This window comes from Mesorhizobium sp. WSM3873 (assembly GCF_001672445.1).
Lineage (GTDB): Bacteria > Pseudomonadota > Alphaproteobacteria > Rhizobiales > Rhizobiaceae > Mesorhizobium.
The window spans coordinates 233,437-252,240 of record NZ_LYTM01000054.1 but is presented as its reverse complement, the minus strand read 5'-3'; the positions used below and the strand labels follow the sequence as shown (position 1 = coordinate 252,240).

General features: G+C 64.6%; 19 protein-coding genes and 1 tRNA gene. 13 read left to right on the top strand and 7 right to left on the bottom strand.

Translation table 11 applies throughout. The features are described 5' to 3' along the window. Positions 1–414 precede the first annotated feature (414 nt). Positions 415–504 (bottom strand) — tRNA-Ser (locus tag A9K71_RS25760). Between the two features lie 402 nt (positions 505–906). Between A9K71_RS25760 and A9K71_RS25755 the strand changes: the two genes are divergently transcribed. From A9K71_RS25755 to A9K71_RS25740, 4 genes are all read left to right on the top strand, one after another. Further along, entirely contained in the window at positions 907–1,608 is a 702-nt protein-coding gene (locus tag A9K71_RS25755) for a hypothetical protein (protein ID WP_067002650.1), read from the top strand. 91 nt (positions 1,609–1,699) lie between these two features. After that, a complete protein-coding gene (locus tag A9K71_RS25750; RefSeq protein WP_067002648.1) occupies positions 1,700–2,020 on the top strand; it encodes a hypothetical protein in 321 nt (106 codons plus the stop codon). Positions 2,021–2,217: 197 nt separating this feature from the next. Further along, on the top strand, positions 2,218–3,207 hold the full coding sequence (locus tag A9K71_RS25745; RefSeq protein WP_067002774.1) for a BMP family ABC transporter substrate-binding protein: 990 nt from the start codon (positions 2,218–2,220) through the stop codon (positions 3,205–3,207). Positions 3,208–3,277: 70 nt separating this feature from the next. Beyond that, positions 3,278–3,733, top strand: a complete 456-nt coding sequence (locus A9K71_RS25740) for a GNAT family N-acetyltransferase (RefSeq protein ID WP_067002646.1) — start codon at positions 3,278–3,280, stop codon at positions 3,731–3,733. On the opposite strand, the gene A9K71_RS25735 is transcribed toward A9K71_RS25740, so the two are convergent. Continuing rightward, positions 3,728–4,135, bottom strand: coding sequence for a hypothetical protein (locus tag A9K71_RS25735; RefSeq protein WP_067002643.1), 408 nt, complete (start codon positions 4,133–4,135; stop codon positions 3,728–3,730). The genes A9K71_RS25740 and A9K71_RS25735 overlap by 6 nt on opposite strands. Before the next feature lie 38 nt (positions 4,136–4,173). Further along, positions 4,174–4,383, bottom strand: a complete 210-nt coding sequence (locus A9K71_RS25730) for a SlyX family protein (RefSeq protein WP_067002641.1) — start codon at positions 4,381–4,383, stop codon at positions 4,174–4,176. Between the two features lie 163 nt (positions 4,384–4,546). Between A9K71_RS25730 and A9K71_RS25725 the strand changes: the two genes are divergently transcribed. From A9K71_RS25725 to deoA, 6 genes are read left to right on the top strand one after another with little or no spacing between them, the layout of a single operon-like run. Then, on the top strand, positions 4,547–6,079 hold the full coding sequence (locus A9K71_RS25725) for an ABC transporter ATP-binding protein (RefSeq protein ID WP_067002639.1): 1,533 nt from the start codon (positions 4,547–4,549) through the stop codon (positions 6,077–6,079). Further along, positions 6,076–7,215 (top strand): ABC transporter permease, encoded by a 1,140-nt coding sequence (locus A9K71_RS25720; protein WP_067002637.1) that lies wholly within the window; start codon positions 6,076–6,078, stop codon positions 7,213–7,215. Before A9K71_RS25725 ends, A9K71_RS25720 begins: the two co-directional genes overlap by 4 nt. A 1-nt stretch (position 7,216) precedes the next feature. After that, on the top strand, positions 7,217–8,188 hold the full coding sequence (locus A9K71_RS25715; RefSeq protein ID WP_067002635.1) for an ABC transporter permease: 972 nt from the start codon (positions 7,217–7,219) through the stop codon (positions 8,186–8,188). 58 nt (positions 8,189–8,246) lie between these two features. Next, positions 8,247–8,639: a cytidine deaminase gene (gene cdd / locus A9K71_RS25710; RefSeq protein ID WP_067002633.1), complete on the top strand. Its 393-nt coding sequence runs from the start codon at positions 8,247–8,249 to the stop codon at positions 8,637–8,639. Further along, positions 8,636–9,442 (top strand): purine-nucleoside phosphorylase, encoded by an 807-nt coding sequence (locus tag A9K71_RS25705; RefSeq protein ID WP_067002630.1) that lies wholly within the window; start codon positions 8,636–8,638, stop codon positions 9,440–9,442. The genes cdd and A9K71_RS25705 overlap by 4 nt, the downstream gene beginning before the upstream one ends. Beyond that, positions 9,442–10,758, top strand: coding sequence for a thymidine phosphorylase (gene deoA, locus A9K71_RS25700; protein ID WP_067002628.1), 1,317 nt, complete (start codon positions 9,442–9,444; stop codon positions 10,756–10,758). The genes A9K71_RS25705 and deoA overlap by 1 nt, the downstream gene beginning before the upstream one ends. An 8-nt stretch (positions 10,759–10,766) precedes the next feature. On the opposite strand, the gene A9K71_RS25695 is transcribed toward deoA, so the two are convergent. The 3 genes from A9K71_RS25695 to A9K71_RS25685 all read right to left on the bottom strand — a co-directional run bounded on the left by A9K71_RS25695 (position 10,767) and on the right by A9K71_RS25685 (position 13,162). Beyond that, positions 10,767–11,333 (bottom strand): TIGR02281 family clan AA aspartic protease, encoded by a 567-nt coding sequence (locus tag A9K71_RS25695; protein WP_067002626.1) that lies wholly within the window; start codon positions 11,331–11,333, stop codon positions 10,767–10,769. 105 nt (positions 11,334–11,438) lie between these two features. Next, positions 11,439–12,068, bottom strand: coding sequence for a uracil phosphoribosyltransferase (upp, locus tag A9K71_RS25690; protein WP_067002624.1), 630 nt, complete (start codon positions 12,066–12,068; stop codon positions 11,439–11,441). Between the two features lie 119 nt (positions 12,069–12,187). Beyond that, entirely contained in the window at positions 12,188–13,162 is a 975-nt protein-coding gene (locus A9K71_RS25685) for an adenosine deaminase (RefSeq protein ID WP_067002772.1), read from the bottom strand. A 171-nt stretch (positions 13,163–13,333) separates the two neighbouring features. Between A9K71_RS25685 and ubiE the strand changes: the two genes are divergently transcribed. The 3 genes from ubiE (at position 13,334) to coaBC (ending at position 17,244) form a co-directional block, all read left to right on the top strand. Next, the gene (gene ubiE, locus A9K71_RS25680) at positions 13,334–14,110 is read left to right on the top strand and encodes a bifunctional demethylmenaquinone methyltransferase/2-methoxy-6-polyprenyl-1,4-benzoquinol methylase UbiE (RefSeq protein ID WP_067002621.1); all 777 of its coding nucleotides are present in this window, start codon (positions 13,334–13,336) and stop codon (positions 14,108–14,110) included. Positions 14,111–14,123: 13 nt separating this feature from the next. Continuing rightward, positions 14,124–15,698 carry a 2-polyprenylphenol 6-hydroxylase gene (gene ubiB, locus A9K71_RS25675; RefSeq protein ID WP_067002619.1) on the top strand — a complete coding sequence of 525 codons (1,575 nt, stop codon included), beginning with the start codon at positions 14,124–14,126 and terminating at the stop codon, positions 15,696–15,698. Between the two features lie 73 nt (positions 15,699–15,771). Next, complete coding sequence (gene coaBC / locus A9K71_RS25670; RefSeq protein WP_067002617.1) at positions 15,772–17,244, top strand: bifunctional phosphopantothenoylcysteine decarboxylase/phosphopantothenate--cysteine ligase CoaBC; 1,473 nt, start codon at positions 15,772–15,774, stop codon at positions 17,242–17,244. On the opposite strand, the gene A9K71_RS25665 is transcribed toward coaBC, so the two are convergent. Beyond that, entirely contained in the window at positions 17,241–18,692 is a 1,452-nt protein-coding gene (locus A9K71_RS25665) for an MFS transporter (protein WP_245299773.1), read from the bottom strand. The two genes, coaBC and A9K71_RS25665, sit on opposite strands and share 4 nt — an antisense overlap. Positions 18,693–18,804: the final 112 nt, after the last annotated feature.

Sequence of the window (18,804 nt, the reverse complement as noted above, 5' to 3'; positions counted from 1 at the left end):
CAAGACGGATGAGCGGACCCCCCGAAGAGCAAAAGATTTGGAATCGACACGGAAGGCCTGGGCTCCATTACGGGCGCATCCCAGTGCCTAAGCGCGTTTCGGCCGTGATCTCTGGGCCGACTTTTGTGTCTTATTTGGAATGTGAAATTATGTGAAATTAACGGCCGAGCCGTCGGCCGCATCCATAAACTCGGGGTCGCAACGAGCGCTCATCGCTTTGGCAGGCACTTGCAGAAGGCGCTCGAGACTAGTCGCTCACCAATCTCGATGGGGTCCCCGTTACGATGGGAATGCACCCCGGCTGGATGTCTCATGCCGTCGCATGCTGTCTAAATCAATAGCGTCCTGCATGATGGGCTTTTTGGCGGGGTAAATTCGGAAATTCTCTCTAAAGTATTGATTTTGTTGATGAACTGGCGGAGAGAGCGGGATTCGAACCCGCGTTACGGTTTCCCGTAAACACACTTTCCAGGCGTGCGCCTTCAACCACTCGGCCACCTCTCCGTCTTGCATGTCGCGTCGGCCGGTTTCGCCGCGCGGGTTGGGGAGATGCATCTCCTCGGGAAGGCCTCTCGGCCTAAAGTTGGGGTGCCTTCAACCGGCAGGCAACCCTTTCCCGGCACCTCTAGCCGTCTAGGCAAAACAGGCGCGGGGCTCATCTAGTCGATCCTAAAGCGAATGCCAAGTCATTCCGTGGCTTTTGCCGTGGATGGCGCGAAAGCTGCTCCGGTGGCCTGCCATGCAGCCGAATGCTGTGCAAAGGCTGGCCGGCGCGGTTTCCCGCGCTTGACTTCGGCCCTGGCCGCCTGTCGACTGTCTCAGGCGTTTGTTTCGTGCACTTCCGGACGGAAAACCACGACGCAGTTCCCGGAACTGCTTGGGCTTTGCGAGGGGCATCGTCCTGACATGGCATCGATCAACCCGCAGCCCGCGAGCCGGCCCGACAGCGGGCTCTCCTTCATCCCCGTGGCGTGGCTGATCATCGTCATGGGGTTATCGGCCTATGGCCTGATCTCGAGCTGGCGGCTGATCGGAGACTTCAATCTGCCGGAAAGCGTGCTCTTCCTGATCTACGGCGGGCTGACCGGCGGCGTCGTGACCATTCTGTGGGGGCTTTACCTGCTCGGCCTCGCCTTCAACCGGTCGGCGCGTTTCCCGCGTCACTATACGATCTGGCAAGTCGCCATCATCCTTTGGCTCGTCGTGCGTCAGGCCTACACGCTTCTTGTGCCCGATTTCGTCTTCTCGGCCGAAGCGCTGGGCTTCACGGTCGCCGAGATCGCCATCGGCCTGCTCTGCATCTACCTCTTGCGGCGCGGCGCCGGCGCCGAGACGGTGTATGCGAATGCCGAGGCCGAACGCCCGCCGCTCCTGGTCTCGCTCGTCGCCGCGTTGCTCGGCATCATCCTTGGCGGCGCCATCGGCGCCTGCATCGGATTTTTCGCGGGGTCGCTAATCGCCGACGCCACCCATATGAGCTGCTTCGAGGGCGCCTGCGGGTTTTTTGCTGTCTTCATCGGCTTGGGCGGCCTGATCACCGGCGCCGTCGGCGGCGGGATTTTCGCCATCTGGCGCGTCAACCGGCGCAAAGCGGCGCGGAGGGCCTAACTCAAAATCACGTGTCGCGATTGCGTGGCGGTTGTGCACGCTCTATGTCGTTTGGCGGGGCAGACGGGAGTGTTCCCGGGGAGTGCGTTGGATGCTGCGTTTCATCTTTCGGCTGGCGGCCATGGTTGCGTTGTCGATTTCTGTCATCATGGCGGTGATCGACACCACGCGCTCTGTCGCGGCGTCGGCGCTGGTCATGACGCCGCTCAACGCAAGCTGGCTGGCGGTATCGCCCGACACGCGCGCCGCGTTCGAGACCTATGTGCGCGCCAAGGCCAGTCCGCTGGTCTGGGACGGGATCATCGCCTGGGTGCTCGGCCAGCCGGGATTCGCCGTGTTCGCGGTATTGGCGTTCCTGCTCTACGCCCTCGGCTACCGCCGGCGGCGCCACGAATTCGCCCCGACCAACTGACGCGGACTCCGCCCGAAACGGTCGGCTTTCACGCTTTTTCCAACAGGTCAAAATTCCACGTGAATTTTGTTTCGGGCCGTGCCAGATTGGCCGCGAGCGGGAGGGGCATACACTTCCTGCCTGACGTCGCATGCCTGCCGGAGGACCGGGCAGGGTTTGCGGTGCAAACGGAAAATAACCGACAGGGTGTGGATCACATGAAACGTATCGTTCTCGGCCTCCTGGCCGCAACCGCAATGGTTCTCCCGGCCTTCGCCGCGGATGTCCAGCCGGCCATCCTCTACGATCTCGGCGGCAAGTTCGACAAATCCTTCAACGAGGCTGCATATAACGGCGCCGAGAAATTCAAGAAGGAAACCGGCGTCGCTTATGTCGAGTTCGAAGTCTCCAACGCTTCGCAGCGCGAGCAGGCGCTGCGCCGCTTCGCCGAGGACGGCCGCAACCCGATCGTGATGGCCGGCTTTGCCTGGGAAGATGCGCTGAAGAAGGTCGCGGCCGAATATACCGACCTCAACTTCGCCATCATCGACGATGCCGTCGACCTGCCCAATGTCCGCTCGCTGGTGTTCAAGGAGAACGAAGGCTCCTACCTCGTCGGCATCCTGGCTGCGATGGCGTCGAAGTCGAAGAAGGTCGGCTTCGTCGGCGGCATGGACATCCCGCTGATCCGCAAGTTCGAATGCGGCTATGTCGGCGGCGCCAAGTCTGCCGGGGCCACCGAGGTCATCCAGAACATGACCGGCGATACCCCTGCTGCCTGGAACGACCCCGCCAAGGGCGGCGAGATCGCCAAGACGCAGATCGATCAGGGCGCGGACGTCGTCTATGCCGCGGCTGGCGGCACCGGCGTCGGCGTGCTGCAGGCGGCCGCGGATGCCGGCAAGCTCGGCATCGGCGTCGATTCCAACCAGAACGGCCTGCAGCCCGGCAAGGTGCTGACCTCGATGATGAAGCGCGTCGATGTTGCCGTCTACAATGCTTTCATGGACGGCAAGAACGGCACCTTCAAGGGCGGCGTCGAAAATCTCGGCCTCAAGGAAGGCGGTGTCGACTACGCCATGGACGACAACAACAAGGCGCTGGTGACGGACGAGATGAAGGCGGCCGTCGAGAAGGCCAAGGCCGACATTATCGCCGGCAAGGTCCAGGTGCACGACTACACCACCGACAACAACTGCCCGTATTGATCGGCAACTGCACGAGGCTTCTTCGACCGCCGGGCTTTTTGCCCGGCGGTTTGTTTTTCGGACCAGCATCATGCAACCGATTATCGAAGCCATGAGGGAGCGCGATGTGGAGACGATCGCCAAGCTGCGCCTGGCCGCCTTCTTTGAAGGCACCGGGCGGACGCTTGCAGAGGATATTGCGGGACTTCGCGGGCTGATCGCAGGCGACGGGTTCGAGGCGGCTGTCGTCGCCCGCCTCGGCGGCTCGCCGATCGGAAGCTGCCTCTTCGTCTGCAACGAGATCGACCCGGCGCATGATCTGACGCCGTGGCTCGCCGGGCTTGTTGTTGACGAGGCGTATCGAGGGCAGGGCGTTGGCACGGCGCTGGTCAGGGCGATAAAAGGCCACGCCGCGTCGGCCGGCGTTAACCGGCTCTATCTCTACACCTGGCAGGCACGATCCTTCTACGAAGCGCTTGGCTGGACCGCAGCGGAAGCTTTCGAGCAGCAGGGCGAGCCGATGCTTTTGATGTCGTGCGCCCTATAGCGTGCCGGCGAGGTAGCCCAGCGCGAAGGCGGCCGCCAGGGCGAGCGCGATAGCCAGGCCGAGCCGGCCGCCAAGGGAATGCAGGCCGACGCCATAAGGCTTGCGCTCGATCTTGTTGATCACGATCGGCTGCGGCTTCGCATCGCGCTTGTCCAGCCTGGCAAACCGCATTTGCGGCAATTCGCCAAGCCGGCGCTGGACAAGCTGCCAGCGCTCATCCGAAGCCGTGCCCGACGCTCCCTGCGGCTCCAAAGCACGCATGCGCTCGGCGAGCCGCAGCACCGCGTCGCGAAAGGCGGGATCGATCTCAAGGTCGCGCTCGGCGCGAGCGCGCTCCCGTTCGTCCATCAGGCCGAAGACATAGTCGCCGGCCCTTGCGATGCGGTCTCCTTCACCGGCCATGACCGTTCTCCTCGAACTCGCTCGCTCCCCCTGCAGGCTCAGTAGTGCGGCGGCTTGGTCACCGGCACGTCGGGAGCGGCCTGCTCCTCCAGGGCCAGGAACCTGTCGGCAAGGGCGGCGAGCTTGCGTTCCATGCGCTCGATCACCGTCCACTGCTCGGCGATCTGGCCGGACAGTTCCTCGATCGTCTTTTCCTGCTCGGCGGCGCGGATTTCCAGCGTCGTCAGCCGATCGTCAGGCATCGTCATCCATCCCGGTCTCTGTGAATGTTAAGCTCCCGGCCACCTTCGAAATTGACAAGCGCGGGGGGATTTGTCGAGAGTGAATGGCGTTCCGGCCAATTGGCACGGGCGGGGCATCATGCTAGGCATTTTGACCAAGCGATAAAAAATAACGAGTGGGACAGGCTGCATGGCGCAAGCCGCAATCGAGCTCATAGGCATCAACAAGAGTTTTGGCGCCGTGCGCGCCAACCGCGACATCAACCTGGAAGTAACGCGCGGCACCATCCATGGCATTGTCGGGGAGAACGGCGCAGGCAAATCGACGCTGATGTCGATCCTCTATGGCTTTTACCAGGCCGACAGCGGCGAAATCCGCGTGGCGGGCAAGCCGGTGTCGATCAACACCCCAAACGACGCGATAGCGCTCGGCATCGGCATGGTGCACCAACATTTCATGCTGGTCGACAATTTCACGGTGCTGGAGAACGTCATCCTCGGCGCCGAGACCGACGCGCTGTTGAAGAGCAGCATCGCCAAGGCGCGCTCCGAGCTCGAACGGCTGGAGCGCGAATACGGCCTCGAGGTCGATCCCGACGCCATCATCGAGGAATTGCCGGTCGGCCTGCAGCAGCGCGTCGAGATCCTCAAGGCGCTCTATCGCGGCGCCGAGATCCTGATCCTCGACGAGCCGACAGGGGTTCTGACGCCAGCCGAGGCCGACCATCTGTTCCGCATCCTCAAGCAGCTGAAGGAACAGGGAAAAACGGTGGTGCTGATCACCCACAAGCTGCGCGAGATCATGGCCGTTACCGACACGGTCTCGGTCATGCGCCAGGGGACCATGGTGGCGACCAGGGTGACCAGGGAAACGACGGTCGGCGAGTTGGCCGAACTGATGGTCGGCCGGCGCGTGCTGTTGCGGGTGGAGAAAGGCCAGTCGGAGGCCGGTGCGACAAAACTCTCGGTCAAGAACCTGACGGTCAAGGATTCACGCGGCGTCACCATGGTCGACGACGTCTCCTTCGACGTGCGCGGCGGCGAGATCGTCGGCATCGCCGGCGTGGCCGGCAACGGCCAGTCGGAGCTGCTCGAGGCGATCTCCGGCATCCGGCACGCCGTCTCGGGCGAGGTCATGCTCGACGGCAAGCCAATCGACCTGACCGGCAAGGCCGATCCCGGCGAATTGCGCGACCGCGGTCTCGCCCATGTGCCGGAAGACCGCCACCATGTCGGGCTGGTGCTCGCCTTTGAGGAGAACGAGAACTCGATCCTCGGCTATCACGACGACGAGCGCTACCTCAAGGGACCGTTCCTCAACGTCGATGCCATCATGGCCGACGCGAAGGACAAGATCGAAAAATACGACATCCGGCCCGGCAATCCGCGGCTGAAGACCGCAAACTTCTCCGGCGGCAACCAGCAGAAGATTGTGCTGGCCAGGGAGATGGAGCAGGATCCCGGCGTGCTGATCGTCGGGCAGCCGACGCGCGGCGTCGACGTCGGCGCCATCGAATTCATCCACAAGCGGCTGATCGCCATGCGCGATCAGGGCAAGGCGGTGCTGGTCGTGTCGGTCGAGCTCGACGAGATCCGCTCGCTGTCCGACCGCATCCTGGTAATGTTCGCCGGCCGCATCGTCGGCGAACGCGGACCGGAAGCGACGGAAGGCGAGCTTGGCCTCTTGATGGCCGGTGTCGAGCACCAGGAGGCCGCCGAATGAGCACGCCTTACGCCAAGCTGCCGGCCTGGGCCGATTATGGGTTGATTCCGTTGATCAACCTGTCGGTTGCCTTCATTGTCGCGGGCTTCGTCGTCATGCTTGTCGGCGAAAATCCGTTCCGCGCCGCCGTCATCCTGGTCGAAGGCGCTTTCGGCAAGGGCACAGGCATCGCCTTCACCCTGTTCTATGCCACGACCTTCATCTTCACCGGGCTGTCGGTGGCGGTGGCGGCGCATTGCAGCCTGTTCAACATCGGCACCGAAGGCCAGGCCTATATCGGCGGCCTCGGCATCGCGCTCGTCTGCCTGAGCTTCGACAGCGTCCTGCCCTGGTGGGTGATCTTTCCGATGGCGATCGTCGCCGCGGCGGCGTTCGGCGCGCTCTGGGGTTTCATCCCGGCCTACCTGCAGGCCAAGCGCGGCTCGCACATCGTCATCACCACCATCATGTTCAACTTCATCGCCGCCTCGGTAATGGTCTATCTGCTGGTCGGTCCGCTGAAGCCGGTCGGATCGCAGGCGCCGCAGACACGCAATTTCCTGGCCGGCGCGGAATTGCCGAAGCTCAACTGGATGATCGAATTGTTCGGCGCCAAGATCCGCTCGGCGCCGCTCAACATCTGCTTCCTGCTGGCGCTGGCGGTGGCATTCCTGGTTTGGCTGCTGATCTGGCGCACCAAGCTCGGCTACGAGATGCGCACCTACGGCCATAGTCCGAAAGCGGCGCGCTATGCCGGCATTTCAGAAACCCGCATCATCCTCACCGCGATGATGATCTCGGGCGCGCTGGCCGGCATGATGGCGCTCAACCCAGTGATGGGCGACCAGCACAATGTGGCGATCGATTTCGTCTCGGGCGCCGGCTATGTCGGCATCGCGGTCGCGCTGATGGGCAGGCTGCATCCGGTCGGCATCGTGCTGGCGGCGATCCTGTTCGGCATGCTCTACCAGGGCGGAGCCGAGCTTGCCTTCGAGATGCCGGCGATCAGCCGCGACATGATCGTCATCATTCAAGGGTTGGTCATCCTCTTCGCCGGCGCGCTGGAGCATATGTTCAGGCCCTATATTCAGGCGCTGTTCGCATCGGTCAGCCCCAAATCGGTCGGCATGCAGGCGGTCAAGGGGAAGGGGGCCTGAGATGGACAGTTTCAACGCGATCGTCCAGGTCCTGGATTCCACCATCCGCCTGTCGGTGCCGCTGCTGCTTGCCTGTCTTGCCGGCCTCTATTCAGAGCGGGCCGGCATCTTCGATATCGGTCTCGAAGGCAAGATGCTGGTCGGCGCCTTCGCCGGCGCTGCAGCGGCATCGGTCTTCCACTCCGCCTTTATCGGTCTCGGCACCGCCGTCCTGATCTCGGTCGCCTTCGCCATGGTGCACGGTTTCGCCTCGATCACGCATCGCGGCAACCAGATCGTCTCCGGCGTCGCCATCAACTTCGTCGCCGCCGGCTCGACCATCATCCTCGGCCAGGCCTGGTTCGAGCAGGGCGGCCGCACGCCGGCGCTGCAGCCGGGCGAGCGCTTCGAGGCGATCGTGTGGCCCGGCGCCGAAGCGGTGCGCGACGTGCCGATCCTCGGGCCGGTTTATGCCGAGCTGATCTCCGGCCATTCGATCCTGGTCTACTTCGCCTTCGCGATGGTGCCGTTCACCTGGTGGGTGCTGTTCCGCACCCGCTTCGGTCTCAGAATGCGGGCCGTGGGCGAAAACCCGGCGGCCGTCGACACCGCCGGCATCTCGGTCGCCTGGCTGCGCTACCGGGCGCTGATCTGCACCGGTATCCTTACCGGCGTCGCCGGCGCATATCTCTCCATGGTCCAGAATGGCGGCTTCGTGAAGGACATGACCGCAGGCAAGGGCTATATCGCGCTTGCCGCGCTGATCTTCGCCAAATGGAAGCCGGTCAACGCGATGTTCGCCTGCCTGCTGTTCGGCTTCCTCGACGCGGCATCGATCCGCTTGCAGGGCTCGCCGCTGCCGATCCTCGGCAAAGTGCCGGTGCAGTTCATGCAGGCGCTGCCCTATGTGCTCACCGTCATCCTGCTCGCCGGCTTCATCGGCAAGGCGATCCCGCCGCGCGCCGGCGGCGTGCCCTATGTCAAGGAACGCTGAGGCTCGGGCAGTCTCGGCAACCGGCAATTTGAACAAGATCGTGGGAGAGAAGAAGCAAATGTCGCATGATCTGTTCGAAGCGGCCAGGACGGCGATGGCCAAGGCCTATGCGCCCTATTCCAAGTTTCCCGTAGGCGCCGCGCTGCGCACCGAGGACGGTCGCGTCTTCACCGGCGCCAACATCGAGGTGGCGTCCTATCCGGAGGGCTGGTGTGCGGAGACCACCGCGCTCGGCCACTACATCATGGGCGGCGGCGGCAAGATCACCGAGATCGCGGTGATCGCCGAGCGCATGGCCAAATGCTCGCCCTGCGGCGGCTGCCGGCAGCGGCTGGCGGAATTCTGCCGGCCGGAGACGAAGCTCTATCTCTGCGACAATACCGGCGTGGCCGAGACGGTCACCATGGGCGACATGCTGCCTTACGGCTTCAGGGGCGATATCTTGAAATGAAGGAAGCGCTGGATCATCTGGTCGAGAAACTGGACGGGCTGGCCCCGACCGCGGCGCTTGTGCTGGGCTCCGGCCTCGGTGGGCTGGTCGACCAGGTGGAGGACGCAAGGCGCATCCCCTATGCCGAACTGCCGGGCTTCCCGCGCAGCGGCGTCTCCGGCCACGTCGGCGAGGTGGTGGCAGGGCATTTCGCCGGCACGCCGGTGCTGATGCTTTCCGGGCGCGCGCACTATTACGAGCACGGCAATGCCGCCGCCATGCGCCCGGCGCTCGAAGTGCTTGCCGGCATCGGCATCTCGCATCTCATCCTCACCAACGCCGCCGGCTCGGTCGATCCCGAGATGGGACCGGGCTCGGTGATGATGATCACCGATCACATCAACTTCTCCGGCTCCAATCCGCTGATCGGCGAGCCGAGCGACCGCCGCTTCGTCGGCCTTACCGAGGCCTATGATGCGGGGTTGCGCAAGGCAATCGAGACGGCGGCCAAGGAGACTGGCACCGCGCTCCACCAGGGCGTCTACATGTGGTTTTCCGGACCATGTTTCGAGACGCCGGCCGAAATCCGCATGGCGCGCGTCATGGGCGCCAACGCGGTCGGCATGTCGACCGTGCCCGAAGTGATCCTGGCCCGCTTCCTCGGCCTCAAGGTCGCCGCCTGCTCGGTGATCACCAACCTTGCGGCAGGCATGACCGGGGCGGAACTCTCGCACCAGGAAACCAAGGACATGGCGCCGGTCGGCGGCGCGCGGCTGGCGACGATCCTGCGGCGCGTCTTCGAGGAAGGTTTGCCGGAAAGCTGATGCTCCCGCAGGAAATCATTCGCCGCAAGCGTGACGGCCACAAGCTCTCGGCGCCCGAGATCGCGGCCTTCATCGAGGGGATCACGGCCGGCACGCTCTCGGAAGGCCAAATCGGCGCCTTCGCCATGGCGGTGTTCCTCAAAGGCATGAGTCGCGAGGAAGCAGTGGCGTTGACGCTCGCGATGCGCGATTCCGGTGACGTGCTCGACTGGTCCGATTTGCCGGGACCGGTCACCGACAAGCATTCGACGGGCGGCGTCGGCGACAATGTCTCGCTGATGCTGGCGCCGATCGTCGCGGCCTGCGGCGCTTATGTGCCGATGATCTCCGGCCGCGGCCTTGGCCATACCGGCGGCACGCTGGACAAGATGGATGCCGTTCCCGGTTACGTCAGCCAGCCGGATTTGGCGCGGTTCCGCAGGACGGTGCTCGAGACGGGCTGCGCCATCATCGGGCAGACCGCCGACCTGGCGCCGGCCGATCGCCGGCTCTACGCGATCCGCGACGTGACGGGCACAGTGGAATCGGTGCCGCTGATAACGGCTTCGATCCTGTCGAAGAAGCTTGCCGCCGGGCTCGGCTCGCTTGTGCTCGACGTCAAGGTCGGCAACGGCGCCTTCATGGAGAAGTCGCGCGATGCGGCCGCACTTGCGAACAGCCTGGTCGAGGTCGCCAATGGCGCCGGCCTGAACGCTTCGGCACTGGTGACCGGCATGAACGAGCCGCTGGCCTCGGCAGCGGGCAATGCGGTCGAGGTGAAGAACGCGGTAGACTTTCTCACCGGCCGCTTCCGCGACCGCCGGCTGGAGGACGTCACGCTGGCGCTTGCCGCCGAGATGCTGCAATCGGCGGGAGTTGTCTCGTCCAACCAGGACGGGATCAGGCGCGCGGCCGAGACGCTCGCCGGCGGCCGCGCGGCGGCGGTGTTCGCGCGGATGGTGACGGCGCTCGGCGGACCCGCCGACTTCGTCGAGAACCCGGAGAAATATCTGCCGAAGGCGGCAGTGGAATTGGCGGTCAAAGCGGCCGAGGACGGCTTCGTCACCGGGATCGCGACGCGCGACATCGGGCTCGCCGTCGTTGCGCTGGGCGGCGGGCGCATCCGTCCGGACGACAAGATCGATCATTCCGTTGGCCTCACCCGACTGCTGCCGGTCGGCGCGGAGGTGCATGCGGGCGAGGCGCTGGCGCTGGTCCATGCGCGGACCGAGGCCGACGCCGAGGCTGCCGCCGTCGCGGTGCGCGCCGCCTATACGGTCGGTCACTCGAAGCCGACCGCAGAAAAGACGGTGCTCAGGCGGATACTGCCTCTGTAAAATCGCGCCTATTGAACGAGCAACAGCGCGCCGTCCTGGACTTCGTATTTCTGCAGCCGCTGCAGGAAGCTCATGCCGATCAGATTGGTTTGCAGCGCTCGATCGTCGAGCACCACCGCCTGGACGTTGTCGAGGGAAATCTTGCCGATCTGCAGACGGTCGACGGTGACCACGGCGGCCTTGATGGCGCCGTTCGCCGTGTTCACCTGTTGATTGAAATCCGACTGGTTGAGCGAGATGCCGATCCGGCGCGCCGTCGATATGTTGATCGCGACGAGCGTCGCGCCGGTGTCGATCATGCCGTCTATCTGACGGCCGTTGAACTTGAAGGCGGAAGTGAAATGGCCGCGCTGGTCGGCATTGACCAGCACCTGGCGGCCGAGCGGCATCGGCGCCGCCGGCCTGGCTGGAACCGAAGCGAGATTGACGTCCGGCTGAGCCTCAGGCGGCGCCGGCTTCGAAGCAACCGCCGATCTCAGCAGGGTTTCCACCATCTGCGGGTTCGACTGATAGACGATCGGAATCGATGCCGAGCTTCCGACAAAGACGCCAAGGAGAAGAAGCTTGCGCAGCATGGATCGACCTTCGTGAAGGTTCGATCCTTAAGCCGACATGGTGTTTTCGGCTTTAACGCGCGCCGGAACCACGGCGTTTCGTAAACGAGCGGTTAAGAAAAGATCTCACTTGGTTCCGTACATGCGGTCGCCGGCGTCACCGAGGCCAGGCATGATGTAACCCTTGTCGTTCAACTGGCGGTCGATCGAGGCGGTGAAGATCGGGACATCCGGATGCGCCTTGGTGAAGCGCTCGATGCCTTCGGGCGCGGCCAGCAGGCAAAGGAAGCGGATGTTGGTGGCGCCGCGCCCCTTCAGCTTGTCGATCGCCGCGATCGCGGAATTGGCGGTCGCAAGCATCGGATCGACCACGATCACCAGACGGTCGGCAAGGTCGCTCGGCGCCTTGAAGAAATACTCGATCGCCTCGAGCGTCTCATGGTCGCGGTAAAGGCCTATATGGGCGACGCGCGCCGCCGGCACCAGATCGAGCAGGCCCTCAAGCAGGCCATTGCCGGCCCGCAGCACGGAGGCGAAAACCAGCTTCTTGCCCTCCAGCGTCGGCGCTTCCATCTCCTCGATCGGGGTCTCGATCGTGGTGGTCGTCAGTTCGAGGTTGCGGGTCACCTCGTAGCCGAGAAGCAGGGAGATCTCGCGCAGCAGCCGCCGGAAGCCTGCCGTCGAGGTCTCCTTCTTGCGCATGATGGTCAGCTTGTGCTGGACAAGGGGGTGGTCGACGACGGTGACGCCCTGCATGGTCTTCTCCAGTGAATGGTGAGTAGTGAATAGTGAATAGTGAGCCGGTTTGCGAGTCCTGATGGGCCGATGATTGTGGTTGACAGGCCGAGAGCCCGCGAACCATTCACCATTCACCTTCACCAGCCCTTGGGGTCGAGCCGGCTCATCAGCATCGCCTTGGTCTTCCGGTCGACGAAGGCGGCCTCGATGGCCGTCCTGGTGACGGCGGTAAGCGCCTTGTCGTCCATCGCGAAATGCTCGGCGGCGATATCGTATTCGCGCTTCAGCGAGGTCCAGAAATAGGGCGGGTCGTCGGAATTGAGCGTCACCTTGCAGCCGGCCGCGCGCAACGCCGGAAAAGGATGCGTGGCGAAACTATCGAACACCTTGAGCGCGATGTTGGAGCCGGGGCAGCATTCCAGCACCACGCCCTCGGCGGCTATGCGGCGAACAAGGTCCGGGTTCTCGATGGCGCGCACGCCATGGCCGATCCGCGACGGGCGGATATGGTCGAGCGCTGCCGCCACACTTTCCCAGCCCATCAATTCTCCGGCGTGGATGGTGATGCCGAGGCCGGCCTCGCGCGCGATCTCGAAAGCCCGCACATAGTCCTCGAAATCGCCGATGCGCTCGTCGCCGGCGACGCCGAAGCCGGTGACCAGCGGATGGCCGCAGCGCGCCGCAAAGCGCGCCGCCTGCTCGATCGCCTCGACGCCGACGTGGCGTACGCCGGTGACGATCATGCGCCCCTCGATGCCGGTCCTCGCCTTGGCGCGGGCCATGCCTTCGCCCAGCGCGTCCGTATAGGCCTTGGGCGAAAGCCCGGCCTTCTTCGCGTGATCCGGCGAGGTGAAGACCTCGGAATAGATGGCGCCGTCGCGGGCGAGGCTGGTGAGATAATGATCGGTTAGACGGGCATAATCCTCCTCGGTGCGGAACAGGTCGGAAGCAAAATCATAGGCGGCGAGGAAAGACGTGAAATCGTGCCAGACGAAGGAGCCGTTCTGGATGTAGGGCGAAGGGTCCTTGCCGTATTTGCGGGCCTGGCTGACGACGAGGTCGGGCGCCGCTGCCCCTTCGATGTGGCAGTGCAATTCGGCTTTCAAGATCATGCGGCCATCCCGTGCGGTATTCTTCTGTCGTCGCGCCGATTCCGGGTGGAAAATCGTGGCAAACTCTTCCCCGACCCGTTCTGAAAGCGCGGCCGAAAACCGCGCCTTGGACAATAGCGCCCGCCCCATCGATCGGCTATGGTCCCGCCGGTTTTATGGCGGATCGAAATAATGTCAGTTGAGAGAACCACGGCCGCGGGCGGCATGGAAACCTCCTATGGTTTCAGGAAGGTTGGCGCGGGCGACAAGCAGTCGCTCGTCAATGACGTCTTTCACAAGGTGGCCAATCGATACGACCTGATGAACGATCTGATGTCGGGTGGGTTGCACCGGCTGTGGAAGGACGCGATGGTCGCGTGGCTCAACCCCCCGAAGCGGCCGGGCTGGAAGGGGCTCGACGTCGCCGGCGGCACCGGCGACATCGCCTTTCGCATCATCGAGGCAAGCCAGCGCCATGCGCATGCCACGGTGCTCGACGTCAACGGCTCAATGCTCGACGTCGGCCGCGACAGGGCCGAAAAGAAAGGCCTCTCGGAAAAGACCGATTTCGTCGAGGCCAATGCCGAAGCGCTGCCCTTCGAGGACGGCACGTTCGATGCGTATACGATCGCGTTCGGCATCCGCAACGTGCCGCGCATCGATGTGGCGCTGAGCGAAGCTTTTCGTGTGCTGAAGCGCGGCGGGCGCTTCCTATGCCTGGAGTTTTCCGAGGTCGACATGCCGCTGCTCGACAAGGCCTACGAGGCTTGGTCGTTCAACGCCATCCCCAAAATCGGCAGGGCGGTGACCGGCGACGGCGAGCCCTATTCCTATCTGGTCGAATCGATCCGCAAGTTCCCCAACCAGCAGAACTTCGCCGCGATGATTGGTCGGGCCGGCTTCGATCGGGTCACTTTCCGCAACTATTCGGGGGGCATCGCGGCGCTCCATTCGGGCTGGAAGCTTTGAGGCAGGGCGTCCGATGACCAGCGTTGGCGCCGGCTTCCGGCTCGCCAGGGCCGGCTGGGTGCTGGTCCGCGAGGGCGTCGTCGCGGCGCTGCCCGGCGAAGAGCTTTCCGGTATGCCGAAGCTCGGCTGGCGGCTGGCGCGCGTGCTCACTCGCCGCCGCGCCCGAAGCCATCTGCGCGGCGACCGGCTGGCGCAGGCGGTGGTGCGGCTGGGGCCATCCTATGTGAAGCTCGGCCAGTTCCTCGCCACGCGGCCCGACGTCGTCGGCAACGACATGGCGGTCGACCTTGCGCTGCTGCAGGACAAGATGCACACCTTTCCGAGGGCGGAAGCGGTCGCGGCGATCGAAGCCTCGCTCGGGCGCAGGATCGAGGATCTCTACGCAACGTTCGGCGAGCCGGTCGCGGCGGCATCGATCGCACAGGTGCACGGCGCCGAAGTCGTTCGCGACGGAAAGGCTTCACGGGTCGCGGTGAAGGTCATCCGCCCCGGCGTGCGCCATCGCTTCTTCCAGGATCTCGAGAGCTACTTCCTCGCCGCCCGCCTGCAGGAGAAGTACATCCCCTCCTCGCGCCGCCTGCGGCCGATCGAGGTGACCCAGACGCTGGCGCAGACCACCAAGGTCGAGATGGACATGCGGCTCGAAGCCGCCGCGTTTTCCGAACTCGCTGAGAACACCAAGGACGATCCGGGCTTCCGCGTGCCGGCGGTCGATTGGGAGCGGACCGGCCGCGACGTGATCACCATGGAGTGGATCGACGGCGTCAAGATGAACGATCTGACCGGCCTTGCTGCCGCCGGTCACGACCTTAAGGCGATCGCAGCCAATCTCGTCCAGTCTTTCCTCAGGCACACGCTGCGCGACGGCTTCTTCCATGCCGACATGCACCCGGGCAACCTGTTCGTCGAACCGGACGGCACCATCGTTGCCGTCGATCTCGGCATCGCCGGCAGGCTCGGCAAGAAGGAGCGGCGTTTTCTGGCCGAGATCCTCTACGGCTTCATCGTGCGCGACTACCGGCGCGTCGCCGAGGTGCATTTCGAGGCCGGCTATGTGCCGCGTCAGCACAATGTCTCGGCCTTCGCGCAGGCGATCCGCGCCATCGGCGAGCCGATCCACGGCCAGTCGGCCGACACGATCTCGATGGCCAAGCTTCTGACGCTGCTGTTCGAGGTGACCGACCTCTTCGACATGGCGACGCGGACCGAGCTGGTGCTTTTGCAAAAGACCATGGTGGTGGTCGAAGGCGTGGCCCGCACGCTCGATCCGGCGTTCAACATGTGGAAGACTTCGGAGCCGGTGGTCAGCGACTGGATCGCGGGCAATCTCGGCCCGCGCGGCGTGCTCTCGGACGCGCGGGACGCCGGCAAGGCTTTGATCTCGCTGGCGAGGCAGGCGCCGGACATTGCGGTTCGCACCGAGCGGCTGTCGCGTGAGATCGACCTGATGGCCGAGCATGGCTTGCGCTTCGACGAGGCGACCGCGCGCGCGATCGGCAAGGCGGAGGCGCGCCACACCCGCTCCGGCCGCGTGGCGCTGTGGATCATTGCGCTGACGCTGATTTACATCGCGTGGCGGATTTTCTGACCGCCCGCCGCCTTGCTGCGGTTTGATTGCATTGCTATCATTGCCGGCGCTAGTTTGAAGCGGGTGCAATCAGATGGCCAGCATCACGATCCGCAACCTTGACGATGGAGTTAAGGACCTGCTGCGCCAATTGGCTGCCGAAAATGGCTGCTCGATGGAGGAGCAGGCCCGGGCGATGATCAGGGCGGCGGTTGAGGGCCGGGCAGGACAGGCCGACCGCATCGACCAGATTGAGAAGACGTTGCGCGCGCTGACCGGCCCCGGCCAGCAAGCACCGCCTATCGCCGACATGCCCGGCAGGCCGTCAGTTCGCGGAACGCTCTCCGGCAAACGCGTCCTTCTCGTCATCGGCGGCGGGATCGCCGCCTACAAATCGCTCGATCTGACCCGGCGCCTGCGCGAGCGCGGCGCTTCTGTCCGGGTGGTAATGACATCAGCCGCGCAGGAATTCGTCACCACGTTGTCCGTCGGCGCGCTTTCGGCCGACCATGTTTTCACCGAACTCTTCGACCGCAATGACGAGCACGATGTCGGCCACATAAGGCTGTCGCGCGAGGCCGATCTGCTGGTCGTGGCGCCGGCCACTGCCGACCTGATGGCGAAGCTCGCCAACGGCCATGCCAATGATCTTGCCTCGACGGTGCTGCTTGCGACCGACAAGAAAGTGCTGATGGCGCCGGCGATGAATCCGAAGATGTGGTCGCATCCGGCGACGCGGCGCAACCGGGCGACCTTGCAGAAGGATGGCATCGCCTTTGTCGGGCCGGCCAAGGGCGAGATGGCGGAAAGCAACGAGGCGGGCGAAGGCCGCATGGCCGAGCCGCTGGAAATCGTGGCCGCGATCGAGGCGATGCTCGACGAGAAGCCGCAGCCGCTTGCGGGCCGCAAGATCATCGTCACCTCGGGGCCGACGCATGAGCCGATCGATCCGGTGCGCTACATCGCCAACCGTTCGTCCGGCAAGCAGGGCCATGCTATCGCGGCGGCACTGGCGAAGCTCGGCGCCGATGTCCGGCTCGTGTCCGGCCCGGTCAACATCGCCGATCCAGCCGGGGTGAAGACCACGCATGTGGAAACAGCGGCCGAGATGAAGGAAGCGGTCGAGAGCCTTTTGCCGGCGGACGCGGCTGTTTTCGTCGCGGCCGTGGCCGACTGGCGCACCGCGAATGCCGCCGGTGAAAAGATCAAGAAGGTGGCAGGGAAGGGCCCGCCGTCGCTCAAGATGGTCGAGAATCCCGACATCCTGGCGGGCGTCGGCCATCATGCGCAGAGGCCCGGCCTTGTCGTCGGCTTTGCCGCCGAGACGCAGGACCTCATCGGCAACGCCGAGGCCAAGCTCAGGAAGAAGGGCGCCGATCTCATCGTCGTCAACGACGTCTCGCATGGGAGCGGCATCGGCCCTTCCGGCGTAATGGGTGGCGACCGCAACAAGGTGCGCATCGTCTCTCGCGCCGGCGTCGAGGAGTGGCCGGAGATGGGCAAGGACGAGGTGGCGACACGGCTCGCCGCATCGATTGCCGAGGGGCTGAAAACGACAGTGGTTTAGCTGGCCGCTGCCTGCGGTCGCATTGGCGGCAGCGCGATCCGCAGCGCGGCGATGCAGCCGAGGATCCCAAGCGGCACGAAGGCGAGGAAGAGCCAACCGGCCACGCCTGCAGCCGCGTCACGATTGAGGCCTTCCGAGAAGCCGCTGGCGTTGGCCACAATGCCGGCAACGGCCGCGCCCACCGCGTAGCCGATCCGCTGCATGGTCGGCACGGCGGCCGAAGCGATCGTCTGCTCGCCGTCGCGGGCCGAAGCGACGATGACGCGCGTCAGGAACGGCCAGCAGACGCCGAAGCCGCCGCCCTGCAGCAGAGCGCAGAGCAGGATCAGCGGGATCGAACCTGCGGGGATGGCATAGGCGAAACCGGCAAGACCGGAGGCGATCATCAGCGCGCCGACGACGATGATCAGTCTTTCGCGTTCCAGCGGCGCATTGGCGATGAGGATCGACAGGATCGACCAGGCGATGGATTCGGCAGCGATGATATAGCCGGTGGTCAGGATTGGAATGCCGTGCAGCGTGGTGAGCAGCAGCGGCCCGTATATGGTGAACGTGCAGGTCGCTACCGAGAAGGCCGCAACCATCGTCATGCCTGAGCCAAGCGGCGAGCGCCATGAGAACAAAGGTGCCGGAAACAGGCGCGAGCGCGGCCTGAGGGCATCGATGCGGAAGAAAAGCGCCAGGCCGATCAGCCCGACGGCCAGCAGCAGCGACGAGCGCAGCAGGGCGATGTCGATGCCGGCGGCAGCGATCAGCACGACGGCGATGGCGAGACAGGCAAGCGCCGGATAGGGAAACGGCGGCGCCGTGCCGCTGCCCGCCTGCGGCCTCGTCGCCTGCGGCGTGTCCAGCACGATAAAGCTCGCCAGCGCCATCGCTGCGCCGCCGAAAGTGAAGACGCCAAAGGCCCAGCGCCACGACAGGAACTCGGTCATAACAGCGCCGAGCATCGGTCCGCTGAAGGCGGCGACGCCCCAGATCGCCGACATGATGCCGAAGAGCTGCGGCCAGATGTTGCGCGGAAAGAGACGCTCGACCGAAACGAAGGCGAGCGACACCAGCGCGCCGCCGCCAAGTCCCTCGACCAGCCGCCCGGCGAGGAAGAACGGCATGGAGGGTGCCGTCGCGCAGATCAGCGCGCCTGCCGCGTAGAGCAGGGCAGCGATCATCATGTTGGAGCGCAGCGCGACATAGCTCACCAGCCGCCCGGCGGCCGCACCCGCGACGATGGCGCCGAGCTCATAGATCGCCAGCGACCAGCCAACGAGCTGCACGCCGGCCAACTCGCCGACCATGGCCGGCATCACCGTCGCCACCATGGTCTCGTTGGTGGCATGCAGCAGGATGCCGAGACTGACAAAGCAGAAACGCGCCAGGTCGCCGCTTGCCCACAGTGCTCGCCAGTCCACCTTGTTGCCGGCCACCTTGCCGCCGCCTGCTGCCGTCACGTCGATCTCCCGCTTGTTTTCCGCAACCTCATCCACATTGCGAACGAAGCGCCAGATCCAGTTCGGCAGGGCTTGTAGAACCTCAAGCGCAGTTGAGCTCAAGAGGCATTTC

Bases quoted from the DNA above. Each gene is read 5' to 3' on its own strand.
- A9K71_RS25735 (WP_067002643.1), bottom strand. From the start codon at position 4,135: ATGGCCGGTGAAGGAGACCGCATCGCAAGGGCCGGCGACTATGTCTTC.
- A9K71_RS25715 (WP_067002635.1), top strand. From the start codon at position 7,217: ATGGACAGTTTCAACGCGATCGTCCAGGTCCTGGATTCCACCATCCGC.
- A9K71_RS25740 (WP_067002646.1), top strand. From the start codon at position 3,278: ATGCAACCGATTATCGAAGCCATGAGGGAGCGCGATGTGGAGACGATC.
- upp (WP_067002624.1), bottom strand. From the start codon at position 12,068: ATGCAGGGCGTCACCGTCGTCGACCACCCCCTTGTCCAGCACAAGCTG.
- coaBC (WP_067002617.1), top strand. From the start codon at position 15,772: ATGGCCAGCATCACGATCCGCAACCTTGACGATGGAGTTAAGGACCTG.
- A9K71_RS25730 (WP_067002641.1), bottom strand. From the start codon at position 4,383: ATGACGATGCCTGACGATCGGCTGACGACGCTGGAAATCCGCGCCGCC.
- cdd (WP_067002633.1), top strand. From the start codon at position 8,247: ATGTCGCATGATCTGTTCGAAGCGGCCAGGACGGCGATGGCCAAGGCC.
- ubiB (WP_067002619.1), top strand. From the start codon at position 14,124: ATGACCAGCGTTGGCGCCGGCTTCCGGCTCGCCAGGGCCGGCTGGGTG.
- A9K71_RS25755 (WP_067002650.1), top strand. From the start codon at position 907: ATGGCATCGATCAACCCGCAGCCCGCGAGCCGGCCCGACAGCGGGCTC.
- A9K71_RS25720 (WP_067002637.1), top strand. From the start codon at position 6,076: ATGAGCACGCCTTACGCCAAGCTGCCGGCCTGGGCCGATTATGGGTTG.
- A9K71_RS25745 (WP_067002774.1), top strand. From the start codon at position 2,218: ATGAAACGTATCGTTCTCGGCCTCCTGGCCGCAACCGCAATGGTTCTC.
- A9K71_RS25725 (WP_067002639.1), top strand. From the start codon at position 4,547: ATGGCGCAAGCCGCAATCGAGCTCATAGGCATCAACAAGAGTTTTGGC.
- deoA (WP_067002628.1), top strand. From the start codon at position 9,442: ATGCTCCCGCAGGAAATCATTCGCCGCAAGCGTGACGGCCACAAGCTC.
- A9K71_RS25750 (WP_067002648.1), top strand. From the start codon at position 1,700: ATGCTGCGTTTCATCTTTCGGCTGGCGGCCATGGTTGCGTTGTCGATT.
- A9K71_RS25685 (WP_067002772.1), bottom strand. From the start codon at position 13,162: ATGATCTTGAAAGCCGAATTGCACTGCCACATCGAAGGGGCAGCGGCG.
- A9K71_RS25705 (WP_067002630.1), top strand. From the start codon at position 8,636: ATGAAGGAAGCGCTGGATCATCTGGTCGAGAAACTGGACGGGCTGGCC.
- ubiE (WP_067002621.1), top strand. From the start codon at position 13,334: ATGTCAGTTGAGAGAACCACGGCCGCGGGCGGCATGGAAACCTCCTAT.
- A9K71_RS25695 (WP_067002626.1), bottom strand. From the start codon at position 11,333: ATGCTGCGCAAGCTTCTTCTCCTTGGCGTCTTTGTCGGAAGCTCGGCA.